Source organism: Tsukamurella conjunctivitidis (assembly GCF_007858475.1).
GTDB lineage: Bacteria > Actinomycetota > Actinomycetes > Mycobacteriales > Mycobacteriaceae > Tsukamurella > Tsukamurella conjunctivitidis.
The window spans coordinates 590,303-609,828 of record NZ_VIGX01000001.1; the positions used below are offsets into that span (position 1 = coordinate 590,303).

25 protein-coding genes are annotated in these 19,526 nt (G+C 70.9%); 17 read left to right on the forward strand and 8 right to left on the reverse strand.

Annotation, left to right across the window (positions count from 1 at the left end; translation table 11 throughout):
- Positions 1 to 125: 125 nt before the first annotated feature.
- Complete coding sequence (locus tag FK530_RS25745) at positions 126 to 284, reverse strand: DUF5302 domain-containing protein (protein ID WP_158645010.1); 159 nt, start codon at positions 282 to 284, stop codon at positions 126 to 128.
- Positions 285 to 383: 99 nt separating this feature from the next.
- On the opposite strand from FK530_RS25745, the gene FK530_RS02745 reads away from it, so the two are divergent.
- Positions 384 to 1,196, forward strand: a complete 813-nt coding sequence (locus FK530_RS02745; protein WP_146485424.1) for an SDR family oxidoreductase — start codon at positions 384 to 386, stop codon at positions 1,194 to 1,196.
- On the opposite strand, the gene FK530_RS02750 is transcribed toward FK530_RS02745, so the two are convergent.
- Together FK530_RS02750 and FK530_RS02755 are read right to left on the reverse strand one after the other, a co-directional pair.
- On the reverse strand, positions 1,197 to 2,312 hold the full coding sequence (locus FK530_RS02750) for an alcohol dehydrogenase catalytic domain-containing protein (protein WP_146485425.1): 1,116 nt from the start codon (positions 2,310 to 2,312) through the stop codon (positions 1,197 to 1,199).
- Positions 2,312 to 3,334 (reverse strand): ferredoxin--NADP reductase, encoded by a 1,023-nt coding sequence (locus tag FK530_RS02755; protein ID WP_146485426.1) that lies wholly within the window; start codon positions 3,332 to 3,334, stop codon positions 2,312 to 2,314. The genes FK530_RS02750 and FK530_RS02755 overlap by 1 nt, the downstream gene beginning before the upstream one ends.
- 121 nt (positions 3,335 to 3,455) lie before the next feature.
- Here FK530_RS02755 and FK530_RS02760 point away from each other — a divergent pair, with 121 nt between their 5' ends.
- Both FK530_RS02760 and FK530_RS02765 read left to right on the forward strand, forming a co-directional pair.
- Entirely contained in the window at positions 3,456 to 4,208 is a 753-nt protein-coding gene (locus FK530_RS02760; RefSeq protein ID WP_231706470.1) for a M50 family metallopeptidase, read from the forward strand.
- Between the two features lie 87 nt (positions 4,209 to 4,295).
- Complete coding sequence (locus FK530_RS02765; RefSeq protein WP_146485427.1) at positions 4,296 to 5,783, forward strand: flavin-containing monooxygenase; 1,488 nt, start codon at positions 4,296 to 4,298, stop codon at positions 5,781 to 5,783.
- Here FK530_RS02765 and FK530_RS02770 read toward each other — a convergent pair.
- Positions 5,768 to 6,379, reverse strand: a complete 612-nt coding sequence (locus FK530_RS02770; RefSeq protein ID WP_146485428.1) for an alpha/beta hydrolase family protein — start codon at positions 6,377 to 6,379, stop codon at positions 5,768 to 5,770. The genes FK530_RS02765 and FK530_RS02770 overlap by 16 nt on opposite strands.
- Before the next feature lie 33 nt (positions 6,380 to 6,412).
- Between FK530_RS02770 and FK530_RS02775 the strand changes: the two genes are divergently transcribed.
- Together FK530_RS02775 and FK530_RS26835 are read left to right on the forward strand one after the other, a co-directional pair.
- Positions 6,413 to 7,510, forward strand: a complete 1,098-nt coding sequence (locus FK530_RS02775) for a CaiB/BaiF CoA transferase family protein (protein WP_146485429.1) — start codon at positions 6,413 to 6,415, stop codon at positions 7,508 to 7,510.
- 128 nt (positions 7,511 to 7,638) lie between these two features.
- Positions 7,639 to 8,976, forward strand: a complete 1,338-nt coding sequence (locus FK530_RS26835; RefSeq protein ID WP_146485430.1) for a serine/threonine-protein kinase — start codon at positions 7,639 to 7,641, stop codon at positions 8,974 to 8,976.
- An 88-nt stretch (positions 8,977 to 9,064) separates the two neighbouring features.
- Here FK530_RS26835 and FK530_RS02785 read toward each other — a convergent pair whose 3' ends face one another.
- From FK530_RS02785 to FK530_RS02795, 3 genes are all read right to left on the reverse strand, one after another.
- Complete coding sequence (locus FK530_RS02785; RefSeq protein WP_146485431.1) at positions 9,065 to 9,772, reverse strand: chymotrypsin family serine protease; 708 nt, start codon at positions 9,770 to 9,772, stop codon at positions 9,065 to 9,067.
- Between the two features lie 120 nt (positions 9,773 to 9,892).
- Complete coding sequence (locus FK530_RS02790; RefSeq protein ID WP_146485432.1) at positions 9,893 to 10,375, reverse strand: hotdog fold domain-containing protein; 483 nt, start codon at positions 10,373 to 10,375, stop codon at positions 9,893 to 9,895.
- Positions 10,376 to 10,427: 52 nt separating this feature from the next.
- Positions 10,428 to 11,441 (reverse strand): alpha/beta hydrolase family protein, encoded by a 1,014-nt coding sequence (locus FK530_RS02795; protein ID WP_158645011.1) that lies wholly within the window; start codon positions 11,439 to 11,441, stop codon positions 10,428 to 10,430.
- A 388-nt stretch (positions 11,442 to 11,829) separates the two neighbouring features.
- Between FK530_RS02795 and rpsJ the strand changes: the two genes are divergently transcribed.
- From rpsJ to rpsQ, 11 genes are read left to right on the forward strand one after another with little or no spacing between them, the layout of a single operon-like run.
- On the forward strand, positions 11,830 to 12,135 hold the full coding sequence (gene rpsJ / locus FK530_RS02800) for a 30S ribosomal protein S10 (RefSeq protein WP_003938093.1): 306 nt from the start codon (positions 11,830 to 11,832) through the stop codon (positions 12,133 to 12,135).
- 19 nt (positions 12,136 to 12,154) lie between these two features.
- Positions 12,155 to 12,820, forward strand: a complete 666-nt coding sequence (gene rplC / locus FK530_RS02805; RefSeq protein ID WP_146485434.1) for a 50S ribosomal protein L3 — start codon at positions 12,155 to 12,157, stop codon at positions 12,818 to 12,820.
- The gene (rplD, locus tag FK530_RS02810; protein WP_068522673.1) at positions 12,817 to 13,470 is read left to right on the forward strand and encodes a 50S ribosomal protein L4; all 654 of its coding nucleotides are present in this window, start codon (positions 12,817 to 12,819) and stop codon (positions 13,468 to 13,470) included. The genes rplC and rplD overlap by 4 nt, the downstream gene beginning before the upstream one ends.
- Positions 13,470 to 13,781, forward strand: coding sequence for a 50S ribosomal protein L23 (gene rplW, locus FK530_RS02815; protein WP_068522672.1), 312 nt, complete (start codon positions 13,470 to 13,472; stop codon positions 13,779 to 13,781). Before rplD ends, rplW begins: the two co-directional genes overlap by 1 nt.
- Complete coding sequence (gene rplB, locus FK530_RS02820; RefSeq protein WP_068522671.1) at positions 13,782 to 14,618, forward strand: 50S ribosomal protein L2; 837 nt, start codon at positions 13,782 to 13,784, stop codon at positions 14,616 to 14,618.
- A gap of 14 nt (positions 14,619 to 14,632) precedes the next feature.
- A complete protein-coding gene (rpsS, locus tag FK530_RS02825; protein WP_068522670.1) occupies positions 14,633 to 14,914 on the forward strand; it encodes a 30S ribosomal protein S19 in 282 nt (93 codons plus the stop codon).
- Positions 14,914 to 15,315: a 50S ribosomal protein L22 gene (gene rplV / locus FK530_RS02830; RefSeq protein ID WP_146485435.1), complete on the forward strand. Its 402-nt coding sequence runs from the start codon at positions 14,914 to 14,916 to the stop codon at positions 15,313 to 15,315. The genes rpsS and rplV overlap by 1 nt, the downstream gene beginning before the upstream one ends.
- A gap of 2 nt (positions 15,316 to 15,317) precedes the next feature.
- Entirely contained in the window at positions 15,318 to 16,127 is an 810-nt protein-coding gene (gene rpsC, locus FK530_RS02835) for a 30S ribosomal protein S3 (RefSeq protein WP_068533046.1), read from the forward strand.
- Positions 16,128 to 16,131: 4 nt separating this feature from the next.
- A complete protein-coding gene (gene rplP, locus FK530_RS02840) occupies positions 16,132 to 16,548 on the forward strand; it encodes a 50S ribosomal protein L16 (protein WP_019202331.1) in 417 nt (138 codons plus the stop codon).
- A complete protein-coding gene (gene rpmC, locus FK530_RS02845) occupies positions 16,548 to 16,778 on the forward strand; it encodes a 50S ribosomal protein L29 (protein ID WP_013128010.1) in 231 nt (76 codons plus the stop codon). The genes rplP and rpmC overlap by 1 nt, the downstream gene beginning before the upstream one ends.
- Entirely contained in the window at positions 16,775 to 17,059 is a 285-nt protein-coding gene (gene rpsQ / locus FK530_RS02850; RefSeq protein ID WP_068533044.1) for a 30S ribosomal protein S17, read from the forward strand. Before rpmC ends, rpsQ begins: the two co-directional genes overlap by 4 nt.
- A gap of 128 nt (positions 17,060 to 17,187) precedes the next feature.
- On the opposite strand, the gene FK530_RS02855 is transcribed toward rpsQ, so the two are convergent.
- Positions 17,188 to 17,739, reverse strand: a complete 552-nt coding sequence (locus FK530_RS02855; RefSeq protein ID WP_146485436.1) for a hypothetical protein — start codon at positions 17,737 to 17,739, stop codon at positions 17,188 to 17,190.
- A 394-nt stretch (positions 17,740 to 18,133) separates the two neighbouring features.
- Here FK530_RS02855 and FK530_RS02860 point away from each other — a divergent pair, with 394 nt between their 5' ends.
- Positions 18,134 to 19,525: a DEAD/DEAH box helicase gene (locus tag FK530_RS02860; RefSeq protein ID WP_231706487.1), complete on the forward strand. Its 1,392-nt coding sequence runs from the start codon at positions 18,134 to 18,136 to the stop codon at positions 19,523 to 19,525.
- The last annotated feature ends 1 nt before the right edge of the window (position 19,526 follow it).

Here is a 19,526-nt window from a genome sequence, read left to right on the forward strand (position 1 = left end):
TCGATGACGCCTCCTCCTGCGACCGTCGTGATGCGATCGCAAGTCTATCGGATGACGCTGCCGCCCGTCGCGGTGCCCACCGGCGGCCCCGGCTCCCGGGTGGGACGCCGGGGCGCGCGGTGCGGCTAGCCGCTCTTGCGGCGGAACTGCTGCTGATGGCTCTCCGACCCGTGCGGGGTCTGCGGTTTGGCTGCCCCGTCCAGGTGGGCGGAACCCTGGCGATTCGACGCGTTCTTGCGTTCGAGTGCTTCCTTGAACTTGTCGGCGATACCGTCGGCGGTCATGGTGTCTCCTCTCGTCGGCGTGCGTTCACGCTAAACCGGACAGGAGTGGATGTCACCCGATTTGCCGAGAGGCCGTTCGCAGGGGGAAGGATAGGGATCATGAGCATGTACGTGGTGACGGGGGCGGGGTCGGGACTCGGGGCGGCGACCGCCGAGCGGTTGCACGCGGCGGGGCACGGAGTCATCGGCGTCGACCTGCACGGGACCGACGTCGAGGCCGACCTCGGGACACCCGGGGGACGGTTCGAGGCGGTCGCGCGGATCGGGGAGCTCGTCGGCGACGCGCCGCTCGCCGGCCTCGCCGCGTTCGCGGGGCTCGGCCCCGCCACGGGCCGGTCCGGTGCGTCCGTCGTCGCGGTGAACTACTTCGGGGCCGTCGACCTGCTGGTGGGGCTGCGGCCCCTGCTGGCGCGCGGGCCGTCGGCGGCGCTGCTGGTGAGCTCCAATTCCACGACCACGCAGCCGGGGTGGCCCGTGGAGCTGGCCGAGACCTGCCTGGGCGGCGACGAGCACGCCGCCGCCGACCTCGCCGACTCCTACGGGGAGTACGCCTCGATCCTCGCCTACCCGGCCACGAAGGCGGCGCTCGCGTACTTCGTCCGCACGCACGCCGCCGAGTACGTGCGGCAGGGGATCCGGCTCAACGCCATCGCCCCCGGGCTGATCGACACTCCGATGACGCAGGCGGGCCGCGCCGATCCGCAGCTCGGCGCCGCGATGGACGCCTTCCTCGAGCTCATCCCCGCCGGCCGGGCCGGGCGGCCGGAGGAGATCGCCGCGCTCGCGCAGTTCCTGCTCGGCCCGGATTCCGGGTACTGCGTCGGCTCCGTCGTCTTCGCCGACGGTGGCCTCGACGCGCAGCAGCGGCCCACCGACTGGCCCCGCCCCGCGCCGGCCCCGGAGCAGGACTGATCAGAAGCGGATGACCTGGCGGACCGCGGTGCCGTCGGCCAGCGCGTCCATGCCCTCGTTGATCTGCTCCAACGTGATGACGCCCGAGATCAGCTTCTCCACGGGCAGCCGGCCGGCGCGCCACATCTCGACGTACCGCGGGATGTCGCGCTGCGGGACGGCGGATCCGAGGTAGCTGCCGATGATCGTGCGGGCCTCGGCGGTGAGCACGAGCGGGCTGATCTCCGAGCGCGCAGCGGGATTCGGCAGCCCGACGGTGACCGTCCGCCCGCCGACGGCGGTGGCGGCGACGGCGGCCTCGAAGGCCTTCGGATGCCCCGCGGCCTCGATCACGACGGGGGCGCGCACGCCGGCCTCGGCCAGTTCGTCAGGGGTGTACGCGGCGTCGGCGCCGAGCGCACGGACCTGTTCCAGCTTCGCGGGCTGCGCGTCGACGCCGATCACGCGGCCGACGGCACCGTCGGCCTTCAGGGACAGGGCGGTGAGGACGGCGGCCATGCCGACCCCGCCGAGGCCGACGACGATCACGTCGTCGCCGTCCGAGGGGGCGCCGGCGTTGAGCACCGCGCCGCCGCCGGTGAGGACCGCGCAGCCGAGGACGGCCGCGATCTCCGGCGGCACATCGGAATCCACGCGCGTCACGGAGCGGGCATCCACCACGGTGTGCGTCGCGAAACCGGAGACGCCGAGGTGGTGGTGCACCTCCGCGCCGTCGCGGGAGAGGCGCCGGCCGCCGCCGAGCAGCTCGCCTGCGTTGTTGGCGACGCTGCCCGGCGTGCACGGAAGCTGGCCGTCGGTGCGGCAGTTGGCGCACTCGCCGCAGCGGGGGAGGAAGGCCATGACGACGCGATCGCCCACCTGCAGACCCGTGACACCCGCACCCAGGGTCTCGACGATGCCCGCCGCCTCGTGGCCCAGCAGCATCGGCACCGGGCGCACGCGGTTCCCGTCGACCACCGACAGGTCCGAATGACACAGTCCCGCAGCCTCGATGCGTACCAGCAGCTCGCCGGGATCGGGCTCAGCGAGCTCCAGCTCGCCCACCGAGATCGGCGACGACTGCGCGTAGGGACGCGCGCGACCGATCTCCTCCAGCACCGCTCCACGGATCCGCATCAGTACTCGACCTCCAGTTCGGGCGACGTCGGCTTCGCCTGGCACCCCAGAATGTAGCCGTCCTCGGCGTCGTCGGGGTCGAGTCCGTCGGTCACCGCCATCTCGACGGTGCCCTTCGTCAGCTTGCACAGGCACGTGGCGCACTCGCCCGACTGGCACGAGTAGGGCACGTCGTGACCGTTGTTGATGAGCACGTCCACCAGGGTCTCGCCCTCGGGCCACGGCACCGTGAAGGTCGCGCCCAGGTTGTGCACGGTGACCTCCGGCGAATCCGCGGTGACCTCCACCTCGTGCGGCACGATGTCGGCGAAGGCGTCGCCCGTGAGCGAGGCGTAGATCTCCTGGTGCACCTGCTCGCGCGGGGTGCCGATGACCGTGCAGGCCTCCTTGCAGGCGGCCATGAACTCGTCGCGGCCGCACAGGTAGGTGTTGCGCGAGTGGTACGGCGTGAGCAGCGCGGAGAGCATGTCGGCGTCGGGGACACCGCGCTCGGACTCCATCCACCAGATCACCGTGAGCCGCTCGTGCTCGGCCTCGAGCCGGGCGATCTCCGCGCGGAAGATCGTGGCCTCCGGATCGGCGTTGGCGTAGAGCAGCGTGATCGGCTGCGTGCCGGCCGTCAGCGCCGCCGACAGGATGGACATGATCGGCGTGATGCCGCTACCGGCCGCGAGCAGCAGCAGCGGCACGTCGAGGCTCTCGGGCACGAAGACGCCCGACGGCGGCAGGACCTCCAGCTCCGATCCGGCGGTGATGTTGTCGCAGAGCCAGTTCGAGGCGTACCCGTCGACGGTGCGCTTGACCGTCACGCCGGGCTTCCCGGCGTCGAACGGGGAGGTGTAGAGCGAGTACGACCGGGCGACGGAACCGGTCCGCTCCGAGGGCACGCGGACCGTCACGAACTGGCCGGGCCGGTAGTCCCATTCCGCGTCGAAGACGAAGGACTTCGCGAGCGCGGTCTCGTCGATCACCTCGGTGACGGTGACGATCTGGCTGCGGCTCGAATGGGGGGTGAGGCTCATGCGTCCAGGTTATCGGCCGAGCGTGGGTGGAATTCTGCCCGCCCAGCGGACACGATCGCACACAGGACGGAGGCCGGCCGCGTTCAGTGATCACTCAGCGGTCGGGACTACCGTGCACCCGGTGGATCACACGCTTCCCGATGTCCTCGCCCACGCGTGGGACCGCGTCGTCGCCGATGTCGCGGCCCGGTCGCCGGCGCCCGGCGCCGCCGTCCTGATGGGCACCGCCGTCGCCGCGCTGGTCCTGGTGCTGTGGCGGCCGGCGTGGCGTCGGGCGCGGCATGTGGTGACCATCGCTCACGAGGGCGGCCACGCGGTGATCGCCGTGGCGTGCGGACGCAGACTGAGCGGCGTCCGCCTGCACTCCGACACGTCCGGGCTCACGGTCTCCCGTGGCCGACCGAGCGGGCCCGGGATGGTCGCCACCGTCGCGGCCGGCTACCCGGCGCCGACGGTGGTCGGCCTCATCGCCGCCGTGCTCCTGTCCCGCGGCTACGCCCTGGCCGCGCTGTGGGCCGCGGTGCTCCTGCTGGCGCTGCTGCTCGTGTGGATCCGCAACTTCTTCGGCCTGTACGTGGTGCTCCTCGCGGCCGCCGTCGTCGTGGCGGTCTCCTGGTGGGCGCCGCCCGAGGCCAAGGTCGCGCTGGCGCACCTGGGCACCTGGTACCTCCTGTTCGGGGCGCCCCGCGCGGTCGTCGAGCTGCAGCGGCTGCGGCGCCGCGGGCGCGGTCGGGAGAGCGACGCCGACCAGCTCGCGCAGCTGACCGGGATCCCCGGCGGCCTGTGGGTGACGCTGTTCGCGCTGGCGACCAGCGGGGGAGCGGTACTGGGCGTGCTGCTCCTCGCCGCGCGGGCGGGGCTGCTTCCTCCCTGAGCAGGATGTGGCGGCGAGAGGCCGGTCCTACATTGGTGTAGATTTCGGGGCAGGAACTGACACGCGGTTCACCGAAAGGGAGTGGACATGACTCACGACGTGATCATCGTCGGCGCGGGGTTCGGCGGCATGGGGGCGGCGATCGAGCTCCTCGGGCGCGGGCGCAGCGACATCCTCATCCTCGAACGCGAGGACGACCTCGGCGGGACGTGGCACGTCAACCACTATCCGGGCCTGGCCGTGGACATCGCCTCCGTCACCTACTCGTACTCCTTCGAACCCAACCCGGACTGGTCCCGGCTCTACGCACCCGGCGCCGAGCTCAAGGCTTACGCGAGCCGCGTCGCCGACAAGTACGGACTGCGCCCGCTCATGCGGTTCGGCGTGGACGTCACGGGTGCCCGCTGGGATCCGGCGGCCGCGGAGTGGGAGGTGACCGTCGTGCGCGACGGCGGCCTCGAGCAGAAGCTGCGCACGCGGTATCTCATCACGGCGACGGGCTTCCTCAGCCAGCCCAAGCTCCCCGACATCGAGGGCATCGACGACTTCGCCGGCACGGTCATCCACAGCGCGAAGTGGGACGACGACGCCGACCTCGCCGGTCAGCGGATCGGCGTCATCGGCACCGGCGCGACCGGCGTGCAGTTGGTACCGGAGCTGGCGAAGGTCGCCGGGCATCTGACCGTCTTCCAGCGCACCCCGATCTGGGTGGTGCCCAAGGTCGACTTCTCCGTCCCCGGGCCGGTGAAGTCCCTGTTCGCGCGCCTACCGGCGACGCAGCGCGCCGCGCGGCTGGCGAACTCGACGGCGCTGGAGGTGCTCAACACCGTCGGGGTGCTGAACTACAAGTACGGACACCGGTTCAACGACATCGCGGCGCTGCTCGCCAAGGCGCACCTGCGGGCGCAGGTCCGCGACCCGAAGACGCGCGCCGAGCTGACCCCGTCGTACTCCTTCGGCTGCAAGCGGCCCACGTTCTCCAACACGTACTTCCCGACCTTCGCGCGGGACAACGTGACCCTGGAGGCCTCGTCGATCGCGCGGGTGCTCCCCGACGGCATCGAGATGACCGACGGCACGGTCCACCGGCTCGACACCCTCGTGCTCGCCACCGGCTTCTCGCTGTGGGAGAAGAACTTCCCGGCGATCGAGGTGACCGGCCGGGACGGCCGCGACCTCGGCGAGTTCTGGCGCGAGGGCCGCTTCCAGGCCTACGAGGGCATGGCGGTGCCGAAGTTCCCCAACTTCTTCAGCCTGCACAGCCCGTACAGCTACACCGGGCTGAGCTACTTCTGGACCATCGAGGCCCAGATGGTGCACCTGCGCCGCGTCTTCGACGAGATCGACCGGACCGGCGCGCGCACCGTCGAGGTCACCGAGCAGGCGAACGCCCGCTTCCTCGAGCGCATGAGCCATCGGCTGCAGCGCTCGGTCTTCCAACTCGGCTCCTGCGAGGGCAGCCGCAGCTACTACTTCGACCCCCATGGCGAGGCCACGCTGCTGCGCCCCAGCTCCGTACTCGGGGCACGCCGCGACGCCCGCAGCTTCCCGATCGGCGACTACGCCTTCGCCTGATCGAGCAACGCGATCACGGCGTCGGCGGCCTTGGCGGGCGCACCGGACTTCGCGGGCGCGAGGTCGTGCGCCGCCGCGACCTCGACGGTCGTCGTGGGGCCGGCGATGAGGGCGGCGGCTTCCGCCAGTTCCTCCGGCGAGGCGAAGGGGTCGCGCCGGCCGTGCACCAGCACCGTCGGGACGGCGATGCCCGGCAGGTGCGCCGTGCGGGCCTTCTCCGGCCGCCCCGGCGGATGCAGGGGATAGGAGAGCAGCAGCAGGCCGTCGGGCCGCTCCGGGCCCTCGGCGACCGCCATGGACGCCATCCGGCCGCCGTAGCTGTGCCCGCCCCAGAGGATGGGACCCTGCACGTCCAGCAGTCGCGCGGTCTCGGCGAAGGCGGCCCGGTCGGCGGCTTGGCCCGACGGTGACGGCGGCCCCTTCGGGCGGTTGCGCCGGAACGGGAGGTCGATACGGACTGTGCGCACGCCGCGCCCCGCGAGCTCGTCGCCGAGCAGCCGCAGCATCGCCTGGTCGCGGTTGCCGCCGGCGCCGTGCGCGAGGATCAACGTTGCGCGGGTGTCGCCTTCGGGGTCGTGAATCGAGAGCCAGGTCACCCGTCCAGCGTACGGGCAAGTTAACGTGCATTCATGACTGATTCGAAGCAGGGTCCCCTCGCCGGACTGAAGGTGGTCGAGTTCGCCGGTCTCGGCCCCGCCCCGCACGCCGCGATGCTCCTCGCCGACCAGGGCGCCGACGTGGTCTCGGTGCAGCGCCCCGGCGTCGGAGTGGCCGGCCTCACGGGCGTCCCGTCGGGCGTCAAGCGGAACCGGACCATCGTCGAGGCCGACCTGAAGAACCCCGACGACATCGCGACCATCCTCGAGCTCATCGACCGCGCCGACGTGATCGTCGAGGGCTTCCGGCCCGGCGTCATGGAGCGCCTCGGCCTCGGCCCCGACGTGGTGCTCGAGCGCAACCCGCGCCTCGTCTTCGCCCGGATGACCGGCTGGGGCCAGGACGGGCCGTTCGCCCAGCGCGCCGGCCACGACATGAACTACATCTCCCTCACCGGCCTGCTGCACGCGATCGGCCGCAAGGGTGAGCGCCCGGTGCCGCCGCTCAACCTCGTCGGCGACTTCGCCGGCGGCTCGATGTTCCTCGTCTTCGGCGTGCTCGCGGCGCTCTACGAGCGCACCACGTCGGGCAAGGGGCAGGTCATCGACGTCGCCATGGTCGACGGTGCCTCCCTCATCGGGCAGATGCAGTGGGACTTCCGGGGCCAGGGCATCTGGAGCGACGAGCGCGGCGTGAACACGCTCGACGGTGGCGCGCCGTTCTACGACACCTACGAGACGTCCGACGGCAAGTACGTCAGCGTCGGCGCGATCGAGCCGCAGTTCTTCGCCGAGTTGCTCGCCAAGCTCGAACTCAAGCAGGAGGACCTGCCCTTCCAGCTGGATCAGGCCCGCTGGCCCGAGTTGCGCGCCGCGCTGGAGGCCGCGCTGAAGACGAAGACCCGCGACGAGTGGGCCGAGATCTTCTTCGACTCCGACGCCTGCGTCGCGCCGATCCTCACCTTCGAGGAGGCGTCGAAGCACCCGCACATGGCGGCGCGCGGGAACCTGCAGGAGGTCGGGGGAGCGATGGCGCCGATGCCCGCGCCGCGCTTCTCCCGCACCCCCGCGGGCACGCCCGAGGCGCCGAACCCCGAGGCGGTCGACCCGGCGACGCTCTGGCGGGACTGACCGTCCGGTAGCTGCTCCCGAAACCGGCGGAAAAGCGGTCACAGCGCAGTATTCGCGGCGCGATCGCACATGTCGCCGGTTTCGGGAGGTGCGCGGAAAGCGGCGGCCGGGGCCGCTAGGATTCGCGCATGTCGATGCAGGCCGGTGCAGAATTCGCCGGGTTCCGGGTGGTCCGCCGGTTGGGCGCGGGTGGCATGGGCGAGGTCTACCTCGTCGCGCATCCGCGGCTCCCGCGCGAGGAGGCGCTGAAGATCCTCCCGCAGGACCTCTCCACCGACGAGTCCTACCGGGTCCGGTTCAACCGCGAGGCGGACCTCGCGGCCACGCTCTTCCACCCGAACATCGTCGGCGTGCACGACCGCGGCGAATCCGACGGCAAGCTGTGGCTCTCGATGGACTACGTCGCCGGCGTCGATCTCGATCAGCTGATCCGGGACCGGCACCCGCGCGGGCTGCCCGTCGCCGACGTGGTCTCGGTGATCACGCAGGTCGCCTCCGCGCTCGATCACGCCCACGGCAAGGGGCTGATCCACCGCGACGTGAAACCCGCGAACATCCTGCTGGCCGAATCCGGTGCGGACGCGAGCGGCCGCGTGCTGCTCGCCGACTTCGGCATCGCCCGCCGGATGGACGACGACGCCGGGCTCACCGCCACGAACACCGCGGTCGGCACGGTCACGTATGCGGCGCCGGAGCAACTGGCCGACGAGGCCGTCGACGGCCGCACCGACCAGTACGCCCTCGCCGCCACCGCGCTCACCCTGCTGACCGGCCGCAGTCCCTTCGCCGGCACCACGCCCGGCGCGGTGATCAGTCGCAAGATGCGCGGCGAGGTGCCGCGCGCCGCCGAGGCCGACCCGCGGCTCGCGCCGCTCGACCGCGCGCTCGCCACCGGTATGGCCGCCGACCCGAACCGGCGGTTCCGCACCTGCACCGACTTCGCCCGCGCGCTCGAGGCGCAGGCCCGGCAGGTGGGGTCCGGGCCGATGCCGCGGACGACGCAGGCCCCCGCACCCGGGTATCCGCCGGCGCGGCCGACCGCGCAGACCCCGCCGCCGTATGGGCAGGCGACGCAGATCCGGCCCTCCGCGCCGGTACCGCACTACGATTCGCAGCCCTCGTTCCCCGCCGTCGCGTCCGCGCCCATCCCGGCGAAGCGGCCGTGGCAGGCGATCACGGCGGCGATCGTGCTCATCGTCGTGAGCGTCTTCGGGGTTCTACTCGGTGCCACGAATCTCTCGAATCCCGAGGTCGGAGCCGCGCTCAGCGTGTTGTGGCTGGTCTGCTCGGCCGCGGGGTTCGTCGGGGCGGTGGCGCTGTTCGCGACGCGGACGCGCACGGCCGTCATCGTCGCGACCGCGGCGGCCGTGATCCTCGGCCCCACGTGCTTCGGCCTCATCGCGACCGTCGCGGTCCCGATCCTGCTGTGGCTACCCACGCCGGTCCGCGCCTGGTACAGCGCCTGAGAACAGGAGAAACCGGCCGATTCCGCCGTGGCGCCGGATATTCGCGGCGCCGGCCGGGAATCGGCCGTTCTCCCGGGGGACGGGGCCGCTAGCCGACGACGAGCGTGGTGCCGGTCGCGCGGAGCGTCGAGCCCAGGTCGTAGAACAGCGAGCCGTTCCGGGCGAGCGGACCGTCGAAGGTGGCGGCGCGGCTGGCGATGCCGAGCGCGGCGTTGTCCGACGAGCGGATCAGCGGGCCGCCGCTGTCGCCGACCTGCACGGGGATCGTGGTCGCGATGTAGCCGCCGTCCACACTCACCACGGAACCGCAGCGCCAGCCGGACGAGACCCCCTGGCTGCACACCGCGTCGCCCGGGCGGGCGGTCCCCACCGAGGTGGGCCGGACGCGGCCGCCGGGGGCGGCCTTCGCGAGCTTCGGATCCAGTGTGAAGACGCCCCAGTCGGGGGCGTCCGGCACGACGAAGGTGTCGGTCTTGGTCAGCGCGGGCGCCGACGAGCCGGTGTTCACGCCGACGATCCGCCCGTCGACCACGACCTGCTGACCCTGCGCGCCGCAGTGCCCGGCGTACAGGCCCACACGGGTGCCGTCGGGCCGCTGCCCCACGAAGCCGACGGTGCAGCCGCGGCCGTCCGCCACATTGCCGACCAGCTTGGTGACGGTCAGCACGGAGCTCCCGGGGGTGACGGTCGCGACGGGCTCGGCCTGCGCGGCGGCGGGGAGCAGCGCGACGACGCCGCCGAGGACGGCCGCGGATGCGGCGGTGGTCCTCATGATCGACGTGATGGTGCGGCGCATGATCCTCCTCGGGTCGGCGCAAGACTGTGCGACGGTAGCGTGCCACACGCCACACCGCCTGTAAACCGAGTGATCGATGATGCGCAGGTTAACTCAAGTGACCAGAGGTGATGGATTGGCTCACTTGGAGGGCTTGGGTGTGACCCAGGTCGTGATCTTCGCGTGCACCACCTCGGTGCCCTTCTTGTCGCGGACGGCGATGTCGACGACCACGTCGCGCCCGGTGGTGATCGCGTCCCAGTCGATCTCCTCGGCCAGCGTCGCCGTTGCGACCAGCGAGGACTCGGCCTTGGCGAGGTAGTCGACCGTCATCGACTTCGGCAGCCAGCGGTGCGTGCCCGGCGTGGACGCCTCCATCACCATGCCCATGCCCACCTCGGCGAGGTTGCAGGCCGCGATGGCGTGGAAGGTGCCGATGTGGTTCTGCACGAACCACCACTTCGGCCCGTGGACCACGGCGCGGCCGTACTCGATCTCGGAGATGTACGGCGTGACGGAGGCGAAGTACGGCGCCTTCAGCGACGCGGCGGCGGAGAAGGCCAGCTTGCCGAGCGGCTTGTCGCTGAGCGTGCGCCACATCTTGTACGTGGAGGTATCGGTCATGGCCGTTATCTTACTCCACGGTAAGTTCGACGGTCCGCCGTCGCCCGCCCGGTCAGCGCGGCGGGGTGGCGGCGAGGGCGTCGAAGCCCTCGCGGGCCAGTTTCACGATGGTCTCGCGGATCCGCGGCCAGTACGGCGAGCGCACGTTGACGGGGGTGCCGTGGTTCGCCCCGTCGAGCTCGACCAGCAGCGACGGCGCGCCGAGCGCCCGCGCGGCCGCCACGAAGTCGACCGATTCCCCGGCGGGGACGATCGAGTCCTCCGAGCCGTGGATCGCGACCGACGGCATGAGCGGGTCGATCCGCTGGACCGGGTTCGCCAGGGCGTACCGCTGCGGCACCTGGTCGGGCATCCCGCCGAGCGCCTTGCGCACGTGGTCGTTGAGCCGTGAGGAGGTGCGCATGTCGAGGACCCCCGCCATGGACACGAAGGCGCGCGGGGTCACCGTCGGGCCGCCGCCTGCCGGCCAGGTCACGCCGGGCGACCCGGCGGGGAGCGTGCGCCGGGTGGCCGCCCACGCGGCGAGCTGGCCGCCCGCGCTGTGCCCGACCAGGATCACGTTCGTCGGGTCCAGCGCCGGTGCGGACTCGGCGAGGGTCGGCACGAAGTCGACGGCGTACCCGACGTCGGTGAAGGTCGTCGGCCAACCCCCGCCGGAGCCGACCCGGCGGTACTCGATGTTCCACACCGCGAGGCCCGCCGACTGCAGCGCCCGCGCGACATCGGCCATGTACCCGGCGCTCGAGCGGTTCTTCCAGCCGCCGCCGTGGATGAGCACCACGACCGGCAGGCTGCGCGGCGCATGGGCGCCGCGCGGGAGGTACAGGTTGCCGTAGTTCTGGCGCGGGTCCGCCTTCGGCGCGGGGTAGAGGTAGCGGATCGCGTCGTCCCGCACGGCGGCGACGGGCCGCGGCACGGCGCGGGACTTCGAGGCCGCCGACGAGGACAGCGCCGCGGCGCCGCCGGTCGGGCCGGCGGCGCAGCCCGCGCTGAGAAGGACACCGGCGCACAGGAGCACGGCCAGGAGCAGCGCGCCCGGCCTCGGCGCGACGCTCCGTTCGGTCATGTCGCATATTCTTCCAGAGCGCGCCCCGGGGCGGGTGTGACGCGAATCGCAGCGCCGGGATCGACCGGTTCGATTTGAAGATGCGGCCCGAGCAGTGCATACTGGTCGGGTTGCCTTGTCGGGCGGCGCGGTTCCCTGTGACAGGGGGCAGGGCCGATTCCGACGACGGTATCGACCCGGCACCCCTCGCGGGAGCCACCGGAACACACGGCGGAGCATGAGCGCCAGCGCGACACGCCCGACCGCGTGGACCGGAGCAATTTGACACATGAACAGCGTCGATCGACTTCAGGTGGGATGCGTCCCACGCCGGGATGCGTCCCGTAGATGATTCAGCTGTCCGTGTGTCAGGCAATACGTTTGAACACTTGACGGAAGAGGACACAGCGTGGCGGGACAGAAGATCCGCATCAGGCTCAAGGCCTATGACCATGAGGCGATCGACGCGTCTGCTCGGAAGATCGTCGAGACCGTGACCCGCACCGGCGCCCGTGTGGTCGGTCCCGTGCCGCTGCCGACGGAGAAGAACGTGTACTGCGTCATCCGTTCGCCGCACAAGTACAAGGACTCGCGCGAGCACTTCGAGATGCGTACCCACAAGCGGCTGATCGACATCCTGGACCCGACGCCGAAGACGGTCGACGCGCTCATGCGCATCGACCTGCCGGCCAGCGTCGACGTGAACATCCAGTAAGCGGCTGCGGAGAAACGATATGACTGAGAACAAGATCAAGGGAATCCTGGGCACCAAGCTCGGCATGACCCAGGTCTTCGACGAGAACAACCGGGTCGTCCCGGTCACCGTCGTCAAGGCCGGGCCGAACGTGGTCACCCAGATCCGTACCCAGGCCGCCGACGGCTACGACGCCGTCCAGCTCGCCTTCGGCGCGATCGACCCCCGCAAGGTGAACAAGCCCGTCTCGGGCCAGTTCTCCAAGGCCGGTGTCACCCCGCGTCGCCACATCGCCGAGCTGCGGCTCGCCGACGCCGACGCCGCCGCCGACTACGAGGTGGGCCAGGAGCTGGGCGCCGATGTCTTCGAGGCGGGCAGCTTCGTCGACGTCACCGGCATCAGCAAGGGCAAGGGCTACGCCGGCGTCATGAAGCGCCACGGCTTCGCCGGTCTCGGCGCCAGCCACGGCGCGCAGGCCGTGCACCGTGCCCCCGGTTCCATCGGTGGCTGCGCCACCCCGGGCCGCGTCTTCAAGGGCGTCCGCATGGCCGGCCGCATGGGCTCCGACAAGGTGACCACGCAGAACCTGTCCGTGTTCAAGGTGGACGCCGACGCCGGCGTCCTGCTGATCAAGGGCGCCATCCCCGGTCGCAAGGGCGGCCTCGTGATGGTCCGTACCGCTGTGAAGGGTGGTGCTCGCGCATGAGCAAGCTGACTCTTGATGTCAAGACCGCCGACGGCAAGGTCGACGGCACCGTCGATCTCCCCGCCGAGATCTTCGACGTGGAGCCCAACATCGCGCTGATGCACCAGGTGGTCGTCGCGCAGCTCGCCGCTGCGCGCGCCGGCACTCACGCCACCAAGACCCGCGGCGAGGTCCGCGGCGGTGGTCGTAAGCCGTACCGCCAGAAGGGCACCGGCCGGGCTCGCCAGGGCTCGACCCGCGCGCCGCAGTTCGCCGGCGGTGGCACCGTCCACGGCCCGCAGCCGCGCGACTACAGCCAGCGCACCCCGAAGAAGATGAAGGCCGCCGCTCTCCGCGGTGCCCTCACCGACCGGGTTCGCGAGGACCGTATCCACGTCGTCACCGAGCTGGTGGCCGGCCAGGAGGCGTCGACCAAGACCGCCCGCCTGTTCCTGGCCGCGCTGTCGGAGCGCAAGAAGTTCCTCGTGGTCGTCGGCCGCGAGGACCTGACCGCGCAGCGCAGCGTCCAGAACCTGCCGAACGCGAAGTGGATCTACGCCGACCAGCTCAACACCTACGACGTCCTCGACGCCGATGACCTGGTGTTCAGCCGTGAGGCTCTGGGTTCGTTCATCGCGAGCGCCACGAAGACCGAGGAGGCGAACGCCTGATGGCTACCGCAACCATCCCCGCCGACCCGCGGGACATCCTGCTCGCGCCGGTGATCTCCGAGAAGGCCTACGGCCTCATCGAGGAGAACACGTACACCTTCGTGGTGCACCCGGACGCGAACAAGACGCAGATCAAGATCGCCGTGGAGAAGGTCTTCGGCGTCAAGGTCGACAGCGTCAACACCTTGAACCGCCAGGGCAAGCGCAAGCGCACCCGTGCCGGTTACGGTCAGCGCAAGAGCACCAAGCGCGCCATCGTGACCCTGAGCGCCGATAGCAAGCCCATCGACATCTTCGGAGGCGCGAGCTAAATGGCTATCCGTAAGTACAAGCCGACCACTCCGGGTCGCCGTGGCTCGTCGGGCTCGACGTTCGACGAGATCACGCGTTCGACCCCGGAGAAGTCGCTGATCCGCCCGCTGCACGGCCGTGGTGGCCGCAACGCGCACGGTCGTATCACCACCCGGCACAAGGGTGGCGGTCACAAGCGTGCGTACCGCGTCATCGACTTCCGTCGCCATGACAAGGACGGCATCAACGCCAAGGTCGCGCACATCGAGTACGACCCCAACCGCACCTCGCGGATCGCACTGCTGCACTACCTGGACGGCGAGAAGCGTTACATCCTCGCCCCCAAGGACCTGAAGCAGGGCGACGTGGTCGAGTCGGGCCCCAACGCCGACATCAAGCCGGGCAACGCCCTGCCGCTGCGCAATATCCCCGCCGGCACCGTGATCCACGCCGTCGAGCTGCGCCCCGGCGGCGGTGCCAAGATGGCCCGCTCGGCCGGTGCCAGCATCCAGCTGCTGGGCAAGGAGGGCGCCTACGCGACCCTGCGTATGCCCTCCGGCGAGATCCGTCGCGTCGACGTGCGCTGCCGCGCCACCGTCGGCGAGGTCGGCAACGCCGAGCAGAGCAACATCAACTGGGGCAAGGCCGGCCGTATGCGGTGGAAGGGCAAGCGCCCGACCGTCCGTGGTGTCGTCATGAACCCGGTCGACCACCCGCACGGCGGTGGTGAGGGTAAGACCTCCGGTGGCCGCCACCCGGTGAGCCCGTGGGGCAAGCCCGAGGGCCGCACCCGCAAGAACAAGGCGAGCGACAAGTTGATCGTGCGTCGCCGCAAGTCCGGTAAGAACAAGCGCTAGGAGGGAGTTAGAGAATGCCACGCAGCCTCAAGAAGGGCCCGTTCGTCGACGACCACCTCCTCGCGAAGGTCGACGTCCAGAACGAGAAGGGCACCAAGCAGGTCATCAAGACCTGGTCGCGTCGTTCCACCATCATCCCCGACTTCATCGGTCACACCTTCGCCGTCCATGACGGTCGCAAGCACGTGCCGGTGTTCGTCTCGGAGAACATGGTGGGTCACAAGCTGGGCGAGTTCGCCCCGACGCGGACGTTCAAGGGCCACATCAAGGACGACCGGAAGGCGAAGCGCCGCTAATGAGCAACGACACAGCAGCACAGACCTCGGCGTCGGCGACCGCACGTTTCGTGCGCGTCACGCCCATGAAGGCCCGTCGCGTGATCGACCTGGTCCGCGGCAAGGACGCCGAGCAGGCGCTCGCCATCCTGCGGTTCGCGCCGCAGGCCGCGAGCGAGCCCGTCGCCAAGGTCCTCGCGTCGGCGATCGCCAACGCGCAGAACAACCTGGGCCTCGACCCGCGCACCCTGGTCGTCTCGGAGGCGTACGCCAACGAGGGTCCGACCATGAAGCGCATCCAGCCGCGGGCCCAGGGCCGCGCGTACCGGATCCGCAAGCGCACCAGCCACATCACCGTCGTGGTGGAGTCGGTGGAGTCGAAGAAGCCCGCCGCCAGCCGCAACAGCCGGAAGGGAGCGTAAGCATGGGTCAGAAGATCAATCCCCACGGCTTCCGCCTCGGCATCACCACGGACTGGAAGTCCCGCTGGTACGCCGATAAGCAGTACTCGGAGTACGTCAAGGAAGACGTCGCGATCCGTAAGCGTCTGACCGACAGCCTGGAGCGCGCCGGCATCAGCAAGATCGAGATCGAGCGCACCCGGGACCGCGTGCGGGTGGACATCCACACCGCGCGTCCGGGCATCGTCATCGGCCGCCGCGGCGCCGAGGCCGATCGCATCCGGTCCGAGCTGGAGAAGCTCACCAAGAAGCAGGTGCAGCTCAACATCCTCGAGGTGAAGAACTCCGAGGCCGACGCCCAGCTCGTCGCGCAGGGCATCGCCGAGCAGCTGAGCAACCGCGTGGCGTTCCGCCGCGCGATGCGCAAGGCGATCCAGTCGGCGATGCGTCAGCCGAACGTCAAGGGCATCCGGGTCCAGTGCTCGGGTCGCCTGGGCGGCGCGGAGATGAGCCGCAGCGAGTTCTACCGCGAGGGCCGCGTGCCCCTGCACACGCTGCGCGCCGACATCGACTACGGCCTGCACGAGGCGAAGACCACCTTCGGGCGGATCGGCGTCAAGGTGTGGATCTACAAGGGCGACGTCGTGGGCGGCCGGCGCGAGCTGGCGGCACCGTCGAACGACGACCGTCGTGGCCCGCGTCGTGAGCGCCCGCAGCGCCCGCGTCGCAGCGGCGCGTCGGGCACGACCGCCACCAGCACCGAGGCCGGCCGGGCCGCAACGGAGGAGACTCCGGTGGCGGCGGCGCCTGCCGCAACGAACCAGGAGGGCTGACGCCATGTTGATCCCCCGTCGCGTCAAGCACCGCAAGCAGCACCACCCCAAGCGCTCCGGCGCTGCCAAGGGCGGCACCGCTGTGACCTTCGGTGACTACGGCATCCAGGCTCTCGAGCCCGCCTACATCACCAACCGACAGATCGAGTCCGCTCGTATCGCCATCAACCGCCACATCAAGCGTGGCGGCAAGGTCTGGATCAACATCTTCCCGGACCGCCCGCTCACCAAGAAGCCCGCCGAGACCCGCATGGGTTCCGGTAAGGGCTCGCCCGAGTGGTGGGTGGCGAACGTCAAGCCCGGTCGCGTGATGTTCGAGATGACCTACCCCAACGAGCAGATCGCTCGCGAGGCCCTGCGCCGCGCGCAGCACAAGCTCCCCTGCAAGACCCGCATCGTGACCCGAGAGGAGCAGTTCTGATGTCGAACACCGTCGCCGCTGATCTCCGCGGTCTCACCGCGGACGAGCTGGTGGAGAAGCTGCGCGAGGCCAAGGAGGAGCTGTTCAACCTGCGCTTCCAGATGGCCACCGGACAGATGAGCAACAACCGTCGCCTGCGTACCGTGCGTACCGACATCGCCCGGATCTACACGATCCTGCGCGAGCGGGAGCTCGGCCTGGCCTCGGGTCCGGAGGGTGACGCCGCATGAGCGAGAATGGAAGCAACGTGACCACTGAGGCTCGCAACAGCCGCAAGGTGCGCATCGGGTACGTCGTGTCCGACAAGATGGAGAAGACCATCGTCGTCGAGCTCGAGGACCGCGTGAAGCACTCCCTGTACGGCAAGATCATCCGCACCACCTCCAAGGTGAAGGCGCATGACGAGGAAGGCGTTGCCGGTGTCGGCGACCGCGTCCGGATCATGGAGACCCGTCCGCTGAGCGCCAGCAAGCACTGGCGTCTGGTGGAGGTGCTGGAGAAGGCCAAGTAAGGCCCTCTCCACCCCGGAAGCAGAGAACCCCCGGATTCCTCGTACGAGGAATCCGGGGGTTCTGCTCTGTCCGCGGGCCACGGACCCGAGTTCCGCGGATCAGGCGCGGACGACGGTCAGGCGCTGGGTCAGGCGCAGACGCGGCGGACGCCGCTGACGGCGGTGTCGAGGACCTTGGCGGCGGGGTTGGTCTTCTCCCAGGTGGCCTCGCCGGTCGCGCGCGCGGCCTGGTCGGAGCGCATGGCCGCGGTGTAGGCGTCCAGCTTGGACTTGTACTCGACGATCGCGGTGTGCACGGTCGCGGAGGGCTGCGCCGTCGCGATGATCGACGGCAGCTTGCCCGTCTCCGTCTCGAGCGCGGCGAACTCCGCGTTCATGACGCCGGTGATGGTGTCCCAGTTCCACTTGGGGTCCTTGGTGAAGGCGGCGGTCGCGCGGGTGGCGACGACCCGGGTGTCGTACCCGGACTGCCAGGACGCACACGCGGACTTGCCGGCCGCGGCCGCCGCGGCGGCGCGCGAGGACGCGATGGTGCTCTGGTAGGCGGCGACGTCCTGCGGATCGGCCGAGCCGGTGCCGGCCACCGAGCCGCAGCCCGCCAGCGTGAGCAGCGCCGCCCCGGCGGCCAGGGCCGCGCCCCCACGGCGGCGGAACGAACGGGTCCTCGTACCTGCGGTCATGATCTTGCCTCCCCCTGGCGCGCGTCGACGTGCACGCCGTATGACTGCATTGTCGCTCATTCGCCGCCTCCGCGTTTCACGAGGGGCCGACGTCCACGGTGTGAGCGTCGGCACTTCCTCCTCGAGTATGAACGATGATGCGAACAGGTTTGCTAGGATGTGGAAGATGCGGGACGGTCACGTCCCGCGCCGTCGTAGGGCACCCGGGCCCCTGACTCGCCGAATTCGGCTCGAGACCATTTCCCGGTTCTTTTCTTGCGGCGAACGGATGCGGCCACCGCCGCCTTCGCCACCCACCACCGTTAGGTATCTCCGCACCGTGAGCACCCCTGTGTCCGCTCGTTCCTTCGCCGACCTCGGCGTCCCCTCGAACCTCGTCGCCGCCCTCCGCGACATGGACCGCAGCACTCCCTTCCCCATCCAGGCCGACACCCTGCCCGACACCCTCGCCGGCCGCGACGTTCTCGGCCGCGGTAAGACCGGCTCGGGCAAGACCCTGGCCTTCGCGATCCCGCTGGTCGCGCGCATCGCCGGGCACCGCGCTCCGGCGGGCAAGCCGTCCGGCCTGGTCCTCGCCCCGACGCGGGAGCTGGCGACCCAGATCACGGCGACCGTCGAGCCCCTGGCCCGCGCCGCCGGCCTGCGCGTCACCACGATCTTCGGCGGCGTGAAGCAGACCCGCCAGGAGCAGGCGCTGAGCCACGGCGTCGACATCGTGGTGGCCTGCCCCGGCCGCCTCGAGGACCTCATGCGCCAGCGCATCGTCGACCTGTCGCGCGTCGAGGTCACCGTGCTCGACGAGGCCGATCACATGGCCGACCTCGGCTTCCTGCCCGTCGTGACCCGCATCCTCGCCGCGACGCCGGCGGGCGGCCAGCGGATGCTGTTCTCCGCCACGCTCGACAACGGCGTCGACAAGCTGGTCCGCAAGTTCCTCACCGACCCGGTCTCGCACTCGGTCGATCCCGAGAACTCGCCGGTCGTCGCGATGACGCACCACCTCTTCGAGGTGAGCGGCAAGGACGACAAGAACGAGCTGGTGCGCGCCCTCGCCTCCGGCACGGGCCGCCGCATCCTGTTCACCCGCACCAAGCACCAGGCGAAGAAGCTCGCCAAGCAGCTCACCGCGCAGGGCATCCCCGCGCGCGACCTGCACGGCAACCTCAGCCAGCCGCAGCGCGACCGCAACCTCGAGGCGTTCAGCGCCGGCACCGCCCGCGTTCTCGTCGCCACCGACATCGCCGCCCGCGGCGTGCACGTCGACGACGTCGAGCTGGTCGTGCACGTCGACCCGCCCGCCGAGCACAAGGCCTACCTGCACCGCAGCGGCCGCACCGCCCGCGCGGGCAGCGAGGGCACCGTCGTCACCGTGATGACGCCCGAGCAGCGCAAGGACACCCAGACGCTGCTCAAGAAGGCCGCCATCACCGCGCGGCCCGTCGCGGTGACCGCCGCTTCGCCCGTCGTCGTCGACCTCGTCGGCGAGGTCGCCCCGTACGTCGAGCCCGAGCCGGTCGCGCCGCCGCAGCAGCAGCGCCGCGCGGGCGGCGGCCACGCCCCGGGCCGGGGTCGTGCGGGGCGCGGCAAGGGCACCGGCCAGCGCTCCGACGGCGCCGGCCGCGACGGCACCGCGCGGGGCCAGGGCGCCGGTCGCGGCCAGGGCGGTCAGCGCTCGGGTCAGCACCGTCAGGCACCGTCCGGCGGACGGGCGCAGGGCCAGGGGCGCCCTCAGGGGCAGGGCCGCGCGCAGCAGCCCCGCCGCCGCGCCACCCGCCCCGCGGGCTGAT

Bases quoted from the DNA above. Each gene is read 5' to 3' on its own strand.
- FK530_RS25745 (WP_158645010.1), bottom strand. From the start codon at position 284: ATGACCGCCGACGGTATCGCCGACAAGTTCAAGGAAGCACTCGAACGC.
- FK530_RS02745 (WP_146485424.1), top strand. From the start codon at position 384: ATGAGCATGTACGTGGTGACGGGGGCGGGGTCGGGACTCGGGGCGGCG.
- FK530_RS02750 (WP_146485425.1), bottom strand. From the start codon at position 2,312: ATGCGGATCCGTGGAGCGGTGCTGGAGGAGATCGGTCGCGCGCGTCCC.
- FK530_RS02755 (WP_146485426.1), bottom strand. From the start codon at position 3,334: ATGAGCCTCACCCCCCATTCGAGCCGCAGCCAGATCGTCACCGTCACC.
- FK530_RS02765 (WP_146485427.1), top strand. From the start codon at position 4,296: ATGACTCACGACGTGATCATCGTCGGCGCGGGGTTCGGCGGCATGGGG.
- FK530_RS02775 (WP_146485429.1), top strand. From the start codon at position 6,413: ATGACTGATTCGAAGCAGGGTCCCCTCGCCGGACTGAAGGTGGTCGAG.
- FK530_RS26835 (WP_146485430.1), top strand. From the start codon at position 7,639: ATGTCGATGCAGGCCGGTGCAGAATTCGCCGGGTTCCGGGTGGTCCGC.
- FK530_RS02785 (WP_146485431.1), bottom strand. From the start codon at position 9,772: ATGCGCCGCACCATCACGTCGATCATGAGGACCACCGCCGCATCCGCG.
- FK530_RS02790 (WP_146485432.1), bottom strand. From the start codon at position 10,375: ATGACCGATACCTCCACGTACAAGATGTGGCGCACGCTCAGCGACAAG.
- FK530_RS02795 (WP_158645011.1), bottom strand. From the start codon at position 11,441: ATGACCGAACGGAGCGTCGCGCCGAGGCCGGGCGCGCTGCTCCTGGCC.
- rplC (WP_146485434.1), top strand. From the start codon at position 12,155: ATGACTGAGAACAAGATCAAGGGAATCCTGGGCACCAAGCTCGGCATG.
- rplD (WP_068522673.1), top strand. From the start codon at position 12,817: ATGAGCAAGCTGACTCTTGATGTCAAGACCGCCGACGGCAAGGTCGAC.
- rplW (WP_068522672.1), top strand. From the start codon at position 13,470: ATGGCTACCGCAACCATCCCCGCCGACCCGCGGGACATCCTGCTCGCG.
- rplB (WP_068522671.1), top strand. From the start codon at position 13,782: ATGGCTATCCGTAAGTACAAGCCGACCACTCCGGGTCGCCGTGGCTCG.
- rpsS (WP_068522670.1), top strand. From the start codon at position 14,633: ATGCCACGCAGCCTCAAGAAGGGCCCGTTCGTCGACGACCACCTCCTC.
- rplV (WP_146485435.1), top strand. From the start codon at position 14,914: ATGAGCAACGACACAGCAGCACAGACCTCGGCGTCGGCGACCGCACGT.
- rpsC (WP_068533046.1), top strand. From the start codon at position 15,318: ATGGGTCAGAAGATCAATCCCCACGGCTTCCGCCTCGGCATCACCACG.
- rplP (WP_019202331.1), top strand. From the start codon at position 16,132: ATGTTGATCCCCCGTCGCGTCAAGCACCGCAAGCAGCACCACCCCAAG.
- rpmC (WP_013128010.1), top strand. From the start codon at position 16,548: ATGTCGAACACCGTCGCCGCTGATCTCCGCGGTCTCACCGCGGACGAG.
- rpsQ (WP_068533044.1), top strand. From the start codon at position 16,775: ATGAGCGAGAATGGAAGCAACGTGACCACTGAGGCTCGCAACAGCCGC.
- FK530_RS02855 (WP_146485436.1), bottom strand. From the start codon at position 17,739: ATGACCGCAGGTACGAGGACCCGTTCGTTCCGCCGCCGTGGGGGCGCG.
- FK530_RS02860 (WP_231706487.1), top strand. From the start codon at position 18,134: ATGGACCGCAGCACTCCCTTCCCCATCCAGGCCGACACCCTGCCCGAC.